General features: G+C 65.7%; 12 protein-coding genes. 4 read left to right on the top strand and 8 right to left on the bottom strand.

Going from position 1 to position 16,981, the window contains the following annotated elements:
- The first annotated feature begins 47 nt into the window (after positions 1–47).
- Together AC1DRD_RS17770 and AC1DRD_RS17765 are read left to right on the top strand one after the other, a co-directional pair.
- On the top strand, positions 48–1,340 hold the full coding sequence (locus AC1DRD_RS17770) for a glycoside hydrolase family 130 protein (RefSeq protein ID WP_478042381.1): 1,293 nt from the start codon (positions 48–50) through the stop codon (positions 1,338–1,340).
- Between the two features lie 163 nt (positions 1,341–1,503).
- Positions 1,504–2,691 carry a S53 family peptidase gene (locus AC1DRD_RS17765; protein WP_478029559.1) on the top strand — a complete coding sequence of 396 codons (1,188 nt, stop codon included), beginning with the start codon at positions 1,504–1,506 and terminating at the stop codon, positions 2,689–2,691.
- Positions 2,692–2,952: 261 nt separating this feature from the next.
- Here the strand turns inward: AC1DRD_RS17765 and AC1DRD_RS17760 are convergent, their stop codons facing one another.
- The 8 genes from AC1DRD_RS17760 to AC1DRD_RS17725 all read right to left on the bottom strand — a co-directional run bounded on the left by AC1DRD_RS17760 (position 2,953) and on the right by AC1DRD_RS17725 (position 13,488).
- On the bottom strand, positions 2,953–3,135 hold the full coding sequence (locus AC1DRD_RS17760) for a hypothetical protein (RefSeq protein ID WP_478029560.1): 183 nt from the start codon (positions 3,133–3,135) through the stop codon (positions 2,953–2,955).
- Between the two features lie 96 nt (positions 3,136–3,231).
- Positions 3,232–3,387: a DUF3309 family protein gene (locus tag AC1DRD_RS17755; protein ID WP_478042379.1), complete on the bottom strand. Its 156-nt coding sequence runs from the start codon at positions 3,385–3,387 to the stop codon at positions 3,232–3,234.
- 140 nt (positions 3,388–3,527) lie between these two features.
- A complete protein-coding gene (locus AC1DRD_RS17750) occupies positions 3,528–4,733 on the bottom strand; it encodes a CaiB/BaiF CoA transferase family protein (RefSeq protein WP_478042378.1) in 1,206 nt (401 codons plus the stop codon).
- Between the two features lie 2 nt (positions 4,734–4,735).
- Positions 4,736–6,262, bottom strand: coding sequence for a carboxylesterase/lipase family protein (locus tag AC1DRD_RS17745; RefSeq protein WP_478042478.1), 1,527 nt, complete (start codon positions 6,260–6,262; stop codon positions 4,736–4,738).
- 35 nt (positions 6,263–6,297) lie between these two features.
- Positions 6,298–8,118, bottom strand: coding sequence for a glycoside hydrolase family 127 protein (locus tag AC1DRD_RS17740; RefSeq protein ID WP_478042376.1), 1,821 nt, complete (start codon positions 8,116–8,118; stop codon positions 6,298–6,300).
- A 7-nt stretch (positions 8,119–8,125) separates the two neighbouring features.
- Positions 8,126–10,270: an SUMF1/EgtB/PvdO family nonheme iron enzyme gene (locus AC1DRD_RS17735; protein ID WP_478042375.1), complete on the bottom strand. Its 2,145-nt coding sequence runs from the start codon at positions 10,268–10,270 to the stop codon at positions 8,126–8,128.
- 10 nt (positions 10,271–10,280) lie between these two features.
- Positions 10,281–11,234 carry a ribokinase gene (locus tag AC1DRD_RS17730; protein WP_478042373.1) on the bottom strand — a complete coding sequence of 318 codons (954 nt, stop codon included), beginning with the start codon at positions 11,232–11,234 and terminating at the stop codon, positions 10,281–10,283.
- 13 nt (positions 11,235–11,247) lie between these two features.
- Complete coding sequence (locus AC1DRD_RS17725) at positions 11,248–13,488, bottom strand: TonB-dependent receptor (RefSeq protein ID WP_478042371.1); 2,241 nt, start codon at positions 13,486–13,488, stop codon at positions 11,248–11,250.
- 242 nt (positions 13,489–13,730) lie between these two features.
- Between AC1DRD_RS17725 and AC1DRD_RS17720 the strand changes: the two genes are divergently transcribed.
- Complete coding sequence (locus AC1DRD_RS17720; protein WP_478029569.1) at positions 13,731–14,564, top strand: HpcH/HpaI aldolase/citrate lyase family protein; 834 nt, start codon at positions 13,731–13,733, stop codon at positions 14,562–14,564.
- Positions 14,564–16,966 (top strand): sodium:solute symporter family transporter, encoded by a 2,403-nt coding sequence (locus AC1DRD_RS17715; protein WP_478042370.1) that lies wholly within the window; start codon positions 14,564–14,566, stop codon positions 16,964–16,966. The genes AC1DRD_RS17720 and AC1DRD_RS17715 overlap by 1 nt, the downstream gene beginning before the upstream one ends.
- The last annotated feature ends 15 nt before the right edge of the window (positions 16,967–16,981 follow it).

Below are 16,981 nucleotides of genomic sequence, written 5' to 3'. Positions count from 1 at the left end.
CACCCATCCCGGCGACCGCCCGTCGTCCCCGCACGGAGACCGACCGCATGAGCGACGATCTGTTCACTTTCTCCGGCCTCCATTTGCACCCCGACCCGTCGCGCACGGTGATCAAACCGTTCAGCGTCGATTATCCCGAACCGTTCCGCGATGCCGCGCATCCCCGCATGCGCACGGTGATCGAGCGCGTGCTGTCGCTCGATACGGCCAGCTGCAGCAAGGATTGTCAAACCGTGGTCGCGTCGCTGTCCGAGCGGCATCGCAATGTCGAGACCATATTGACGCGCCGGTTCGAGGCTGTGCGCGACAGCTTGCCGGAAGACGTCACGGCGAACCCGGAGCAGCAGCTGCTGATCGGTGCCTATCTCAGCGCCGAATATTCGTTCGAGGCGGCAGCCCTGTTCAACCCCAGCATCGTGTTACGGATGAACCAGGATGACGCGCCGGCCGACGGCCTGAACTTCATCCTCTCGTTGCGCGGCATCGGCGAAGGTCACGTCTCCTCGGTTACTTTCCGCACCGGCAATTGGAGCGCGAGCACCGGTTTCCAGGTCGACGATCCGAGTCCCTGGGTCACGTCCCCGCGGATCGAAGGGCCGGATGAGAGCGGCACGTCGGGCACGACGCGGATCATCTGCGAGGGAAGCAAGGAGCCTTCGGAAAGCGTCCTGTTTCCGATCACCGCCAGCCAGCGCCAGGGGATCGAGGATCTGCGCATGGTGCGGTTCACCGAAGAGGACGGCACGCCGAGCTTCCTCGGCACCTATACCGCGTTCGACGGCCGCAATGCACGGTGCGAGCTGTTCCGCGGCACCGGCGTCAACACGTTCGAGATGACGGTGCTCAAGGGATCGGTGCCGCAGAGCAAGGGCATGGCGCTGTTCCCGCGCCGCGTCGATGGCCGCTTCAACATGATCGGCCGCCAGGACAATGAGAATCTGTGGCTGATCGTATCGGACGACATCACCACCTGGAATGGCGGCACCAAGCTCATCGGGCCGCGCTATCCGTGGGAATTCATCCAGATGGGCAATTGCGGCTCGCCGATCGAGATCGACGAGGGCTGGCTGGTCATCACGCACGGCGTCGGCATGATGCGCAATTATTGCATGGGCGCCTGCCTGCTCGACAAGGCCGACCCGACCCGATTGCTTGCGCGCACGCCCGAACCGATCCTGCGGCCCAGCCCCGAGGAACGCAGCGGTTATGTCCCCAATGTCGTCTATGGCTGCGGCGCGATCGTCCATGATCGCACGTTGCTGCTACCGTTCGGAATCGCCGACAATTTCGCGAGCTTCGCCAGTTGCGGTGTAGACGATTTGCTCGCACGGATGAACTGAGGGACACCGGCTTTCCGGCGGCAGCGAATTGAGCCAGTCCGGATTGCGCGCACGATATTCGCCCGTGTCGTCCCTCGGACTATATCCATCGATATATTTACGGCGGCGGCACCGGCGTGAGAGGCTCGCATGTTTCGACCTGATGTCGACAAAGGGGACAGACATGGCACGTCTTGCTGCTTCGATCGCGGCCTTCGCCCTCCTGACGGGGATTCCGATGAGTCTCCAGGCGCAATCCGCCCAGGGGCTGTTGAAGTCCGGTAACGTCTATCACGCCGCGGTTTGCCCGGGGGCCGCGGGTCCGGGAACGGCACGTTGCCACGCGCGCATCGTCACCGACGACAAGGGCAAGCCGATCGAACGCGATGCGGCGCCCAATGTCGTTCCGTCGGGCTTCGGTCCGGCCGACTTGCGGGCCGCCTATAACGTCTCCGCGCAGGGCAGCAGCACGACGACGGTCGCGATCGTCGATGCTTATGGTTATGCCAATGCGGAGAGCGATCTGGCGACCTATCGCGCAACCTATGGGCTTCCCGCCTGCACCACCGCGAACGGCTGCTTCACCAAGTACAACCAGTCCGGCGTGAAGGGCAATTATCCGCGCCAGAATAACGGCTGGGCACAGGAAACCGCGCTCGATCTCGATATGGTCAGCGCGATGTGCCCGGGATGCAAGATCATCCTGGTCCAGGCAAATTCGGCGAGCTTCAGCAATCTGGCGGCGGCGGAGAACACCGCGGCGTCGCTTGGGGCGCACGTTATCAGCAACAGTTATGGCGGTGGCGAAAGCGGATCGCAGGCCTATGAATCGGCATACGACCATGCCGGCGTGGCGGTCACCGTCAGTTCCGGCGATAGCGGGTATGGCGTACAGTTCCCGGCATCCTCGCCGCACGTCATCGCGGTCGGTGGCACGACGCTGAAGCGCAACACCAGCGCGCGCGGCTGGGGTGAGACGGTGTGGGCCGGTGCGGGCAGCGGGTGCAGCACCATCTATGCCAAGCCCAACTGGCAGCTCGACGGTGGCTGCTCCATGCGCATGGAAGCCGATGTCGCGGCGGTGGCAGATCCGGCCACTGGCGTCGCCGTCTACGGACCGGGCAATGGTGGTAAGCCGACTTGGCTGGTCTTTGGCGGTACCAGCGTGGCGGCACCGTTGATCGGCGGCGTCTATGGCGCCAATGGTGGCGGGGTGACCTATGGTAGCAATCCTTATGCCAATACGGGCGCGCTGTACGATGTGACGTCGGGCAGCAACGGCAGCTGCGGGGGCACCTATTTCTGCACCGCTCGCGCCGGCTATGACGGGCCGACCGGCCTGGGCACGCCCAACGGCATCACGGCTTTCTAACGCTAGGGCCCAATGAAGTACTCGATTACCCTGCGTCCTGCGAAAATCGGGAACACGGGGTAATCTGGTGCTTCGCTACCCTGGGCTCCTGCTTCCGCAGGAGCTCATCCCAAAGCGGTATGGCCGCATCATCTCAGCGCGGCATCATTGCGCTGGATGAAGCGTTTTCCTCAATGACGTCAGCAATGAAGGTCGTCCGGTCTGAAGTGAGTCCCGATTGACGGGACCGGCGGCATTGGAAAAGCCGGTCCCCAGAACAAGTTACGGTTTCGCCGGCGTGTCGATCTTGATGTCGGCATCGACCTTTTTCGTGTTGCTGAGCATGTTCTGACCAAACATCAGGAACAAGACCACGGCGATTACCGCCAAGACGACGGCGAGCAGAGCAATCGCTCCTCCGCTACCGCCTCTCTCGATCACGGTCGTTTTATCATCGTCTGCCATTACGCCTCTCCTTTACTGCCCCACGATAACCGGCGGGGCCGTTGCCCGGTTCCAACACTATGAATCTATTTCCCGGCGTTGGCCGATCGGCGATACTCAGAGCCTGCCAAGCAACAGGAGGATGATCAGGATGACGACGACAAGTCCCAATCCGCCCGAAGGCGCATATCCCCAATTGCGGCTATGACCCCAGGTCGGGAGAGCGCCGACCAAGGCGAGTACCAGGATGATGATAAGGATCGTTCCAAGCATTGTTCCGCTCCTGTTCTGATTGGCTAGTACAACCAGCGGACGCGATTGCGGTTCCGATCGAGGCTCCGGCGCGAAGCGACCTCGGCTCTCGCCACCGCGCTTCTCGCTTGTCTATGAAGCGGGCGTTGCCCAGTCGGCGATCAGGCCAGGCCAGGCGGGGACTCGTCGCCTGACGGCACCGCCGGCACATCACCATCGTGCTGCCCGAGCATCGGTGCCGCGAACGGTTCGGGACCCGGCGTGCGCGCGAACTTGATGGCGCGCGCGACGCCGCGATAGCGGCCGAGCACGGGGTGCGCGATGCTCGTCACCATTCCCTCGGCGCGCACTTGCGGATGGTCGAACATTTCCTCGATATGGTGCACGGCGGAACAGGGCACCGCTTCGCCGAACACCTCTTCCCATTCGAGCGCGCTCCGCTTGGCGAGCGCGGCGTGCAGCAGCGGGACGAGCTCGGCGGCATGTTCGGCGCGCTTGCGGACGCTGTCATAGCGCGGATCGCGCGCCAGCGCCTCGAGCCCGGTCCGCTCGCACAAGGCATTCCAGAAATGCGGCGTGTTGGCCGACAGATAGAGGTAGCCGTCGCCGGTCGGATGGAGACCGGTGATCCCGCCCGATCGCATGTCGCGCGAGATGTCGTGCGCCTCCCCCTCGGCCTGGATCATCCGCGCCGATTGCATCGTCAGCGCGCTGCGGAGCAGCGACACGCCGACATATTGCCCCTTGCCGCTACGCTCGCGCTCGAACAGTGCCGAGGAGACGCCGGCCGCGACCAGGGCGGCGGCATAATAATCGACCGGCGAGCCATAAGTCAGTTCGGGCACTGGCGGCTTGCCCTGCAGCACGCACATCCCGGTCATCGCCTGGAGCACCTGATCGTACCCGGCCTTGCCGCGCAGCGGTCCTTCCTCGCCATAACCAGTGACCGCGCAATAGATCAGCCGCGGGTTGATCGCCTCGAGTTGCGAATGGCCGATCCCGAGCCGCTCGGTCACGCCGGGGCGGAAATTGTGGACCAGCACGTCGGCCTGCGCGACCAGCGCCAGCAGCCGCGCGCGGTCGGCTTCGTCCTTGAGGTCGAGCACGATGCCGCGCTTGCTGCGGTTGACGCCGAGAAAAGCGCGGTTCTCGCCCTCGAGCGTGGAGGGGTAGTTGCGCAGATTATCGCCCGCCGGGGGTTCGATCTTGATCACGTCGGCGCCCTGATCGGCGAGCAGCGAGCAGCCATAGGGCCCGGCGATATAGGCGCTGAGGTCGAGTACGCCGATACCCGAGAGCGGCCCGCGGGGGCCGGTGCGCGCGGGATTGTCGAACGCGGACGGGGAAGAAGAGGAGGCGTTCGTCAAGGTCAGGTTCCCGGCTGGGTATAAGGGGCGGGGGCAAACAATTCGCGCTGCCAGCGGCGCGGGTCGTTCTCGACCCGGCTGGCGACATCGAAGATCATCGTCGCCCGGCGGTTTTCGTCATAAACGGGCCAGGCGGGCGATCCGGGCAGATCGGGGCGGCCGGTGCGGGCGAAGGCGACGAAACGCCGCTGCATCAAGCGCGACAGCATCCTCGTCTCGGGGCCGCTACCGGTCCAGGCATAAGGCGCATCGAACGTGCCGAAGACCAGTCCGATATCCACGCCGTGGAACGCGCCGCGATCGGGGTTGGTCGGGGACTGGAAATCGACCTGATAGACGAACGCCGGACGACCGGCGCGAGCGCGCGCCTCGGCCTCGATGATCTGCGGCCGCCAGCTGCGGCCATCGGTCGTCGCGGCGTAGAAGATGTCCGCCGGGGAAGCGGCCGGCATGCGCGCGCGATAGGCGCGGACCACCGTTTCGGGCAGCAAGTCGACCGGCAGTTCGGCGGCGATGCGGTCGGGCAGGGCATCCCAGCTCAGGCCGCGCATCTCGGGCGAAGCGGGATCGGAGAAATCGCGGGTTTCGTCGCGCGTGCCGCCGAGCATCACATCGACGCCGAGGCCATCGGGGTGCGCATCGGGCCAGAAGGGATGGCGTGCCAGCGACCGGCCATCGAGGACCGGGCCGAAATAGATTGTGCTGTGCTCGACCGGATCGTCGGCATCGAGCGCCTCGATCAGCGTCTCGACCGGCTGATCGAGCAGGCGCCGGGCCTCGGTCTCCTTGATGCCCAGGCGGGCCAGATAGGCGCGGGCGCGACGCGTTGCGTGAATCGGACCCGACACCGTCACTTGCTGCCCGCTCATCGTGATCGCGCGGCGGAACAGGCCGCGTGCCGCGGGCATCGCCATCAGGGTCGCGATCTTGGCACCGCCGCCCGACTGGCCGATCAGGGTCACACGCGTCGGGTCGCCCCCGAACGCGGCGATATTGTCGCGCACCCAGTGCAGCGCGACGATCAGGTCGAGCTGACCGGCATTGCCGCTGTCGGGAAATGCCGCATCGAGCCGCGCGAGATAGAGATAGCCGAGCGCGTTGAGCCGGTGGTTGACCGTCACCACGACGACATCGCCCGCCGCGGCGAGTCCGCCGCCATCGGTGATCGGGTCGTTGGCGCTGCCATAGGCATAGCCGCCGCCATGGATCCACACGAATACCGGCAGCCGCACGCGAGCGTCTGGCGCGGGCGTCCACAGGTTGAGGAACAGGCAATCCTCGGCTTGCGGCCGGCGCTTGCCGCGCTGCGGACAAGCCGGGCCGGATTTGGTCGCGGGGATTGTCTCGCGCACCAGCGGTGCCGCGACGGGCGCCGCGAAGCGCCGAGCCTGGCCGTAGCGGATGCCTCGGAACGAGGCGACGCCATCCTGCCGTCGACCCAGGAAACGTCCAGCGCGGCAGGTCACCAACGGATCGCCGGCCGACCGCGCCGCGCCGGTCGCGAGCAACGCGGCGCCGCCGGCGATCATCGCGCGCCGGCTCTGTGCAGGAAAGGCGTCTCCGGTCACGCGCCGGCCTCCGCATCGTCGGCCAGGCCGAGCCAGGTCAGTCGCCACGCGCCGTCGTGCCGTCCACCCGCGCGGTACCAGGGCTCGAACACGATCGGGGCGCGGCCTTCGGGCTCCAGGCGGACGGTATCGCCATCCGCGACCGCGACCGGCGCGCCAACGAACCGTACCGTCTCGCCGCGCTTGAAACCGTCGATCAGTCCGGTCGCATAAGCGAGCGGCCCGCGCGTGAGCGCGATGAAATCGTAGCGCATCACTTCCTGCGCGACTGGTTCGCCACCCGGCGCCAGCGATTCCTGAACGTTGCGCTGAACCGCGCGATGCAGCTTGGGCGGCATGCGTAAGTCGAGCCTGATCACGTCGCCGGGTGCCCAATACCGCTCGATCCGGGCATAGCTGCCGGGCGTCGCGGCGACGCTCTCGTCCCCAATATGAAGCGTGGCGTGCTCGGCCCAATCGGGGATACGGACGTGGATCGCGAAATACGCCAGCGATGCCGGCGTCACCTCGATCCTGATCGGTCCCTCGAACGGGTAAGGCGTTTCCTGGCGAAGCCGGATCTTACCCACGTTCGGCAATGCGATGTCGGCGAGGGACGCACCAAGCAAATTGACCGCCAGCGCGCCGTCGGCGGTCACGCCATAGGCGATCGCCGGCAGCTCCTCGAGCGCCATCGCGCCGCTCGACTTGCAGCAGCGCCAATAGGTCGTGTGGGTGCGTCGGCCGTTGGGGAAGGAATAATAGCACCAATCCTCGCCGTCGGGCGCCTGGGCGCCGAGCAGGTCGTTATAGGCGCTGCGCTCGATCTCCTGCGCGAAGGCGGCGTCGCCCAGGATCACCAGCAATTCGCGGTTGAGCTGGATCCAGGCCATGGTCGAGCAGGTCTCGACATAGGCTTCGGGGCTGAACACGCCGGCGGGGTTGAACACCTCGCGCGAACGATGCGCGACGCCGCCCCAGGGTCCGCCGCCCAAGGTCAGGTGATGCGCGCGCACGGCTTGCCAGATGTTGCGGACGGCAGTGAGGTAGCGCTCCTCACCGGTCGCGCGATGGAGCTTGGCGAGACCGACCAGGTTCCACAGCAATTGATAGGCCTTGCCGGTGGCGATCTCCGACGGGTCGGCGCCGGCCAGCGCCATGCTAAGCAGCCGATTGCGCGGCTCGCGCTCGGCCTGATCGAGCACGAGGCGCGCCAGGTCGAGATAGCGTTGCTCGCCGGTCGCCAGATAGAGGTCGACCGCGGGATCGAGCAGCACCGTGGCCGACAGGCCGAAATGGTTGCCGAGATCGGTGATCGCGATCCCGTCCTCGCTCAGCGTCCGCCAGCACAGGTCGCCGATACGGCGGGCAGCGATGAGATAGCGATCCTCGCCCGCCGCTTTCCACAACTCGACCAGGCCCAGGATCAGATAGGAATGCGTCCAGATATCCCAGGTGCGTAGCGCCGGCGCGCCATCCCAGGTAACCGGCTTGGGCGGCTGCGGCACCATGAAGCGGCGCGCCGGCGCGTAATTGCCGAGATAGCCATCGGCATCCTGTTGCTCGATCAGATAATCGGCGACGCGCACCACGCGCGCCAGCAGCGCGTCGTCGCCGGCGCGCACCGCCGCGCGCGTCGCCGCGACCAGCCATTTGCCGGCATGCTCGCCATACCAATCGCCTTCCTCGTCGCGCGCCACGATGTCGGGGGCGAACAAGGCGATCGCCGGACTGTGTTCGTCGGTGATGAAGTGCGAGAGCCTGCCGGTGCGATTGGCCTCGACCGCCTCGCCCAGCAGCCCGCCCAGCGTCACCGCGCCGAGCGGGGCGAGGCGCATTGCCGGTTCAGCGATCGGCGGCACAACGGAATCCGATCCCGGCCGAACGATCCTTGGCCGGCGCCATCAGCAGGAACTTGCCGTGTTCGTCGAGGCGATAGGCCTGGGGGAAATACCAATGCGAGGTCTGGGGCTGATAGGCGCTGCCGCCGCGCAGGACGCCGGCGCGGACGCGATCGTCGCGATATTCGTCGGTCCATTGCCAGACGTTGCCGACCAGATCCATCACGCCGAACGGACTCGCGCCGGCAGGATGCGCGTCGACATCGGCTGGCACCGGCATCACGCGGTCGAGCGATGGCGCGGGTACCGCCGCCTCGTCCCATTCATTGCCCCAGGGATAGGAACGGCCGTCGCTCCCTTGCGCGGCATATTGCCATTCCCATTCGCGCGGCAGGCGCTTGCCCGCCCAATCGGCATAGGCACGCGCATCCTCGATCGCGACCCAGGTGACGGGCTTGTTCTCCCATCCGGCGGGCGGCGCGCCGTCCTGCCAATGGCGCAGGAAATTGCGGTCATCGGCGGGGACATAGCCGCTGGCGTCGAGGAAAGCCTTGAACTGGGCGTTGGTCACCGGGAAGCGGTCGATCCAGAAGGCATGGATCGCCATGCGGCGGCGATGATGGCGGCGCGGGCTGTCTTCCCAAGGATATTGCACATCGACGCCGTCGGCGGCGTAGCCCTCGATCTCGATCCCATGCACCGCGAAGTCGAATTCGCCGGCGGGGATCGGCACCATGCCGTCGGGTGCGTCGGCGTGACGAGCGGTCGGCGCGATCGGCACGAGCTCCTGCTTGGCCGAACTCCAGCTCGCCGAAATCGAGGCGAGCGGGGTGGCGGCGCGGTCGCGCATCTCGGCCAGGAAGGCATCGAGGCCCGCGACGGTCTCGTCCTTGGCAATCGAGAGGATCGCGCCGAAGCCGCGTCCGGCGATGTCGAGCGTCAGGATTGCCCGGTCGCCATCGATCCGTGGATCGAGCGCGGCACCGTTCCAGACATCGACATAGCGCGTGCCCGCCTTGTGCGGCACCGCAAGCTGCTCGCCATCAATGGCATATTCGGCGCGGTTGATCAGCGTCCATAAGGCCCGCCCGTCGCCCGGAAAGCGGCTGGCGAAGATTCCGGCCTGCAGTGTCCGCTCATAGGGCCGCCAGTCGGAGCTGACGATCAGCGGCGCGAAAAAGCGCTGGACCATCGCCACCCGGCGCAAGGTCTCGGCGTCGCGCGGCGTGAACTGGTTGACGAAGCCGAACACATTCTCCCAGGCGACGTAACCGACGCCGTTGAAAAAGGCGTGCTGCAGGTCGTTGGTCCGCGTGCGGCTCCAACGGTTCTCGATATTGATGATGTGCCTGGGCTCGAGCCATTTGAGCTTGAGCACCGTCGGGATGCTCTCGTCGGGGACGCGCTTGGTCCAGCTCTGCAGGTTCCAGCTGAGGATATGGTCGCCCGCCTGCGCCGTCGTCTCGGGCTGCAGCACCACCGCACCGCCCGCCGCCTCGCACGCTTTGTGAAAGGCGAGCGGCACGCCGCTATAGGTGTCGCCGTTGATGCCGTTGGCGCCGGTCGCGGCGACGATCGCCGCCATCCGTTCCCAATCGGGCGCGTCGCCCGGCCGCGTACCATTGTCCCACGGCATGGTCGGCAGGAACACCTTGACCCCGCGGCGGTGGAAGTCGGCGACTGCTTGCTTCAGTCCATCGATCCCGCCGGGGAGCGCGTCGACCAGGTCGAACTGGCTGCGGTCGTCGATCCCGATATTGGGATAGATATACCAGAGCAGCACGCTGTCGATCGTGCCGAGCCGCGCCTCGAGATCGTCGAGATAGCGGTCGACCGTATAGCGGCCGGTGTCGGGATCGTAGAAATAGCGATCCTCGACCATCAGCAGATGATGGACGAAGTTGGCCTGCGACCATTGCAGTTCGGGGCGGCGGTAAAGTTCGTCGTCGAAGCCGATCCGGATCAGATGCTCGCGGCGCCATTCGATCAGCCCCTGCACCCATTCGTCGGCGGCACCATCGGCATCGATCTTCCAACGGCCCATTTCCTGGAACGGCCAGCCGGGCACCTTGCCTGGCGTCGGCAGATAGGGGCCGGTGAGGGCGTGCGAGAATTTGACGTCGCTGGTCGTGCGGATCGGGTTGGTCATGGGACTTTCTTCAATTCGCTGCCGGGGCCAGGCCACAATAAGCGGCGAGGTCGTCCTGACCATGCTGACGCGCAGTGGCGATGAACGCATCCAGTTCGGCGCGCGACGGGATGCTCGATTGCGCGCCCGCTTTCGTGGTGGCGAGCGCGCCGGCCGCCGCGGCGCGGGCCAAAGCGGCCGGCACGTCGAGACCGTCCGCAAGGCCCGCGGCGAGCACGCCGCAAAAGGTGTCGCCGGCAGCGGTGGTATCGACCGGCGTGACGGCGAAGGCTGGCTGGAGCGCATAGTCCTTGCCGATGCGTGCGCAGGCGCCGCGGCCGCCCAGCGTCACCACGGTAATGGCGACCTCGCTGCGCGCGAGCCGTTCGGCGATCGATCCCTCGGCACCGACCAGCGCGCCAAGCTCGTCCTCGTTCACGACCAGCAGGTCGACTGCCGCGAGCAGGGCGGAGGGCAATGCGCGTGCCGGCGCCGCGTTGAGCAGCACCTTGATCCCGCGATCGCGCGCGGCTCGAGCGAAAGCCGCAACCGTGTCGAGCGGCGTTTCGAGCTGCATCACCAGCCACGCGACACCGTCGAGATCGGGCAGATCGCCGGGACCGAGATCCATATTGGCGCCGGGCGCGACGGTGATCGCATTCTCGCCCTCGTCGGACACGGTGATCAGCGCCGCCCCGGTCGATCGCGACGAGCCACGGACGTCGAGCTCGACGCCGGCGCCGGTCAGGGAATTGGCGATCAAGCGCGCGAGATCGTCATCGCCGAGCGCCGCTACCATCCTGGTGGCAACGCCGCCGGCGCGGGCAGCGGCGACCGCCTGGTTGGCGCCCTTGCCGCCTGGAAAGATCGCCAAATCGCCGCCGAGCATTGTCTCGCCGGCCGCGGGAATGCGGGCGGCTCGGACGACGAAATCGGCATTGGCGGAGCCGGCGATCAGCACCGACGGTTTGGAGCGATCGCCCACGGCTCTTCTCGCCTTAGAAATTGCGGCTGAACGTCAACGACACCGTCCGTCCGCGGCCCGCGAAATAATTCTGATAGATATCGATCTGCGACGAGCTCAGGAAATAGAATTTGTTGAACAGATTCTCGACGCCGAGCGAGAAGGTGCCGACCTGATCGACGCGATAATTGGCCGTTGCGTCGAACAAAGTATAGCCCTTGGTATGCTCGTTGATCGTGTTGAGGTCGCGGCTGAAGAGGTGACTGGCGCCGAACGAGACCGACCCTTGTGGGTTGAATTGCCACGAAATCTGGCCGTTGAGCTTGTCGGGGGCGATGTTGATGATGCCCAATTGGACGTCAAGCGGTGAGGTGATGCCATTGGCCTTGGTGGTCTTGCCGATGACGTGGCTGAACAAGGCATTCAACCGCAGGGTCGAGGTCGGCCGGAACTCGGCGGTGACGTCGATGCCGTAGATTTTGATCGGCTTGCGGTTGAGGACATAATCCTTGGTCACCGGATCGATCGACAGGCTGGATCCAAGGGCCGACTTGGACTGGTAATAGGACACGCCGAAACTGCCCTGCTTGCCGCGCCAGTTGAAGCCCACTTCCTTGTTCTTGAAGATCACCGCCTCGAGGTCGAGCAACCCTTCGACCGACTTGCCCGGCACGTTCACGTTGCGCAGCGGAATGCCGAAATTGGGCAAAGTGAAGCCCTCGCCATAAGTGGCATAGACCGAGAAGCCGCTGCCCAGCCGACCGATCGCGCCGGCGTTGAACAGATCGTTCTTATACTTGAGCGTGCCGCCCTTCACGAACACGCTGTTGCGATAGGCGGTGGTGGTATAGTCGTCGACCTTCACCCGGCCGTCCTCGTGGCGCATACCGCCGCTCAGCGTGATCGGGCCGATCTCATATTCGAGCTGAACATAGGGGCCGAAGCTGGTGTAGTTCATCGGCGGCACCCAGACGCGGTTGGTCACCGCGAGATATTGCTGGGTCTGGTCGTGGACCAGGTCGACGCCGAACCGCAGTTCGAGCCCCTTCAGCAGGAAATCGGGGTGCGTGTACGAGGTGCGCAGGCCGTATTTCTTCGAGAGGATCTCGGACTGATCGTAAAGCTTGCCGGTCGGATCGATCTTCGGATCCTGCTTGTCGATGGCGTTGTCGCCGGGGAAACGCATCTCCTGCTTGGCGTAATAAGCGGTCGCGACCAGGCTGCCGCCGACCAGATCCTTGTTGGTGTAGTTGACCGCATATTGCTGGAAGCGGTTGAAGTCGGGCTTAAACAGCAATTGGCCGGTGAGCGGATCGACCGGCGGACCCGGCTCGGCAGTATCGGGAATGCCCGTGGTCTGGTCCTTGCCCGCGGGGGGACGGACGCCGGCGACATAATGATAATCGCCATTGGCTGTGAGCTTGAAATAGCTCGCCTCGGCCTCGAGCCGTTGCGAATCGTTGGCGCCGAAATCCTTGCCGACCTTGAGGAAGAAATCGATCTGCTTCGAATCGGCCAGCGAGCTCGACGCGCTGAGGCCGATACGGCGTCCCCTGGCGTCATAGGTGATGCCGCGGCTGAGATAGGAAGCGGCGGCGAAGATATCGATGGCGTCGGATTTGTGCGCGATCGTCGCGCCGACCTTCCACACCGAGCTGTCGTCGTCGAACTGGGTGCCGAAGCGGCCGGAGACGCCGAAATGCGTGCCGGGTTCGGTCGCGCGCTTGGAGATATAGTTAATGATGCCGCCGGCGGCGCCGATCCCTTCGGCCGCCGAGGCGCCGCCGATCACTTCGATCCGCTCGATCGTCGCCATGTCGGTGAAGGTCGCGTTGCGGCTGCCGTCGCGCAGCGGCGTCGACTGCGGAATGCCATCGAACATGTAGAGCGCGGTGCGGCCGCGCATCGTCTCGCCCAGCGTGTTCATCGTCTGGTTCGATTCGGAATAGCCGGGCACCGAGCGGGCCAGGATGGCGGTGGCGTCCTCGGTGATCGTCAGCGACCGCTTCACTTCGGCCGAAGTGATGACGGTTACCGCACCCGCGATCTTGTCGACAGCCTTGGGCGAGCGGCTGCCGGTGACGACGATCTCACCGCGATCCTCCGCGCTGTCCTGCTGGCCAGTGGAGCTGTTCTGACCGTCGAGGGGTGCCGCCGCACTCGCGGTCTGCGGTTCGGTCGCGGCGGCGGGATCGGGACCGGCCTGGGCAAAGGCCGGCAAAGCGACGCTCGACAGCAGAGCGGCGGCAAGCGTCAGACGCGCATGATTGTTCATTGGAAATCCTCCCCGGCGTATTTTTTCAGCAGCCTAAAGCGAGGCCGAGGCACGCAAAAGCGGCAGACTGCTACGTTCACACCCAAGATTTTCTGTGGTTCTCCGACCCAAGCCTGGCTACGGTTCGGCTTGGTGAGACGACAGTTTTCCTGTGCTGTGAACGCAGCAACTAAGCGCTTTTCCCGCGCTACAGACCGGTCGACCGCATCGCGCAAGGTGCGGCGACATGGGAGGGAGCTGCGATGCGCAGCAAGTTGTTCGTGCCGTGCTCGCGACCCGAATTCTTCGCCAAAGCCTTGGCGAGCGATGCCGACGCGCTGTCGTTCGACCTTGAAGATGCCGTGCCCGATGGCGACAAGGCGGCGGCACGCTCGCGGCTGGCCGAATGGTTGCGGTCGGACGCTGTCCTCTCATCGGCCAAGCGGATGATCGTCCGGATCAACGCGCTCGAAAGCCCGTTTTTCGCCGACGACCTGGCCGCGCTGGCCGGCCTCCGCGTCGACTGCGTCAACCTCCCCAAGGCGGGCTCGCCGGCCGCGGTGCGGATGGTCGCCGTGCAAATGGAATCGGCCGGCATCGCCGCCGGTTTGCTGGTCAATATCGAGACCCCGCGCGGGATTTCCCAAGCCGCCGGAATCGCCGGCGCGCATCCGCGGGTGATCGGGCTGCAGGTCGGGCTCAACGATCTTTTCGCGTCGCTCGGCGTGGACCGGCACGACCTTCGCCACGTCCATGCCGCGTTGTGGTCGATCCGGCTCGCGGCAGGTGAGCACGGGCGGCTCGCCTTTGACGGGGCGTGGCCCGATCTTGCCGATGACGAGGGGTTCCGCGCCGAGGCCGAGCTCGCGCGCAGCCTCGGCTATCCCGGCAAAAGCTGTATCCATCCGCGCCAGGTGGCGATCGCCAATGAGGTGTTCGACCAAGGCGGCGACGTGGCGCGCGCTCGGCGCCTGTTGGCGGCGGCGGCGGAGGCCCGCGCGCGCGGCCATGGCGCATTCCTGTTCGACGGCGCGATGGCCGATGCCCCCGCGGTCGCCGCGGCACGCGAAACGCTTCGCCGTGCGGGCGACGCCTGATGCGCGCGCTGCTCAAGCTGTTGCTGGCCGCCTGCCTGCTGATCGGAGTCGCAGGACCGGCTTTTGCCGAGCCGCCGATGTCGACGGTCGCGACACGGTTGCCGACGCTGCCGAGTTCTGGACCGGTCCTGCTCGCGGCGATCGATGGTCGTCCGGTAGCGATCGATATGGGCGGCAAGCGCGCATTCGTGCTGGGGCCGCGAGGTTGGTCGGCGGTATATGCGGGGCATATAGACTTTGGGCGTCTGCTGACGGTCATAAGCGACGGCCGCCGTACGTTGCTCATCGGCCGCGGCGATGACGGAGGGGTTCAACTGGTCGCCGGGCTCCATTTTTCGGGCGGTGACCTCAGGCTGCGCATCCTGCCGCCACTGCCGATGTCGCTCACGTCCGCCACTGCCGCTTTCGAACCCGACGCCGTATTGGTGGCCGGAACAGACGCCCGCGGCGCGGCGCATCTACTTCGCCTCGACTGGACCACGGCGGACGCCTGGAAGCCCCTCGACGCCTGGCCCGGCGGCGGCGTGCCCACTGCGCTCGCGGCACAGAATGGCGGCATCTTCGTCACCCTGACGGGCGGCCAGCAATGGCGCTGGATACGGCTCAAGGGCTGGAGCGCGGGCGCGCCGGCGCCGGGTGCGGTCGTTCCGGGCTCAGCGCGCGCGATCGGTCAGGCCTATCTGCTCTATCTCATCGGCGGCGCGAACGGCGCGCGCCTCTACAGCTACAGCGCGATCACCGACGCCTGGTCACCTCTGGGGTCGGTGCTGTCGCACCCGCCAGTCGCTGCCGTCAGCCAGGGCGACGGCATTCTGTCGGCTTGGCGCGACGGCAAGGGCCTCGCTTTCTCGGCGCTGACGCTCAAGTCTGCGCGCCAGTCGATCGCGCCGATCGATATGGCGATCATCGGCGTCTATCTGTTCGGCATGCTCGGCATCGGGCTGACCTTCTACCGGCGCGCCAAGCAGGGTTCATCGAGCGAGTTCTTCCTCGGCTCACGCACCATTCCGTTCTGGGCCGCCGGGATCAGCATGTTCGCCGGTTCGATCAGCTCGATCAGCTATCTCGCGGTCCCGGCCAAGGCGTTCGAGACCGACTGGGAATATATCATGTCGAAGATGACGACGGTGTTCGGACTGATGTTCGTCGCCGTCTTCGTCGTGCCGATCTTCCGCCGCCTGAACCTGGTGTCGGTGTTCAACTATCTCGAACAGCGCTTTCACCCCGCGATCCGCATGCTGTCGAGCGCGCTGTGGATCATGATGCAGATCGGCGGCCGGATGGGGATCGTGCTGTTTCTGCCGGCGATGGCGATCGGCACGATCACCGACACCAACATCGTCGCGTGCATCGTCGTCGTCGGCCTGTTCACCATCGTCTATACCGCGCTCGGCGGGATGCGCGCGGTGGTGTGGACCGACGTCTTCCAGGTGCTGGTACTGACTTGCGGTGCGCTGTTCGCGATCGGCTTCATCGTCTGGCAGATCGGCTTCGGGACGATCGTCGATACCGCGGCGGCGTTCGACAAGACCAGGATGCTGAACTTCAGCTTCGACGTCACCCAGCCGACGGTCTGGGCGTTCACCATCCTTGTCCTGTTCGACGTCGTGCTGACCTTCCCCAAGGATCAGGTGCTGATGCAGCGCGTGCTGGCGACGCCATCGGAAAAGGCCGCGGGGCGCTCAGTCTGGCTGTTCGCGGCGGTGCTGCTGCCCAGTGCGTTCATGTTCTACATGATCGGCACGGTGCTGTTCGCTTATTACCGGGTCCATCCGGGGCAGCTCAATCCGCTGCTGCCGATCGACACGGTGTTTCCCTCGTTCATCGGCACCGAGCTGCCGCATGGCGTGGTCGGGCTGATCATCGCCGGCCTGATCGCGGCGGCGATGGGGACGCTGTCGGGCATCATCAACAGCGTCGCGACCTTGCTGTCGGTCGATTTCTACGACCGGCTGATCCCCGGGCGCAGCCAGCGCCAGATCGTCCGCTTCGCCGAGATCACCAGCGTCGGCGTCGGCCTGGTCGGGATCGCCATCGCGATCATCCTTTCACGGCTCGACATCCACTCGCTACTCGACCTGACCATCGAGCTGTTCGGTCTGTTCGGGGGCAGCTGCGCGGGCGCCTATACGCTCGGCCTGTTCACCCGGCGCGCCAATTGGCAGGGCGTGGCGATCGGCATCGTGCTGGCGTCGATCATTACGCTCGTCGTGTGGATTTTCGGCCTCGTCCACCCCTATCTCTATCTCGCGCTGGCAATCGCCTCGTCGATCGCGATCGGCTATGTCGCCAGCTTCCTGTTCCCGCCGCCCAGCCATTCGCTCGAGGGTCTGACGATCTTCACGCCACGTCGCGGCAAGGCGCAATCGGAGGAGTCGCTACTATCGACACCGGCTTCCTGAGGACGTTCGTCACGG

Source organism: Sphingomonas sp. P4_G2 (assembly GCF_056401155.1).
This window is presented reverse-complemented; position numbering and strand designations above follow the sequence as displayed.

Coding starts and splice junctions, on each gene's coding strand:
- AC1DRD_RS17770 (WP_478042381.1), top strand. CDS start 48: ATGAGCGACGATCTGTTCACTTTCTCCGGCCTCCATTTGCACCCCGAC.
- AC1DRD_RS17765 (WP_478029559.1), top strand. CDS start 1,504: ATGGCACGTCTTGCTGCTTCGATCGCGGCCTTCGCCCTCCTGACGGGG.
- AC1DRD_RS17760 (WP_478029560.1), bottom strand. CDS start 3,135: ATGGCAGACGATGATAAAACGACCGTGATCGAGAGAGGCGGTAGCGGA.
- AC1DRD_RS17755 (WP_478042379.1), bottom strand. CDS start 3,387: ATGCTTGGAACGATCCTTATCATCATCCTGGTACTCGCCTTGGTCGGC.
- AC1DRD_RS17745 (WP_478042478.1), bottom strand. CDS start 6,262: ATGATCGCCGGCGGCGCCGCGTTGCTCGCGACCGGCGCGGCGCGGTCG.
- AC1DRD_RS17740 (WP_478042376.1), bottom strand. CDS start 8,118: ATGCGCCTCGCCCCGCTCGGCGCGGTGACGCTGGGCGGGCTGCTGGGC.
- AC1DRD_RS17735 (WP_478042375.1), bottom strand. CDS start 10,270: ATGACCAACCCGATCCGCACGACCAGCGACGTCAAATTCTCGCACGCC.
- AC1DRD_RS17725 (WP_478042371.1), bottom strand. CDS start 13,488: ATGAACAATCATGCGCGTCTGACGCTTGCCGCCGCTCTGCTGTCGAGC.
- AC1DRD_RS17720 (WP_478029569.1), top strand. CDS start 13,731: ATGCGCAGCAAGTTGTTCGTGCCGTGCTCGCGACCCGAATTCTTCGCC.
- AC1DRD_RS17715 (WP_478042370.1), top strand. CDS start 14,564: ATGCGCGCGCTGCTCAAGCTGTTGCTGGCCGCCTGCCTGCTGATCGGA.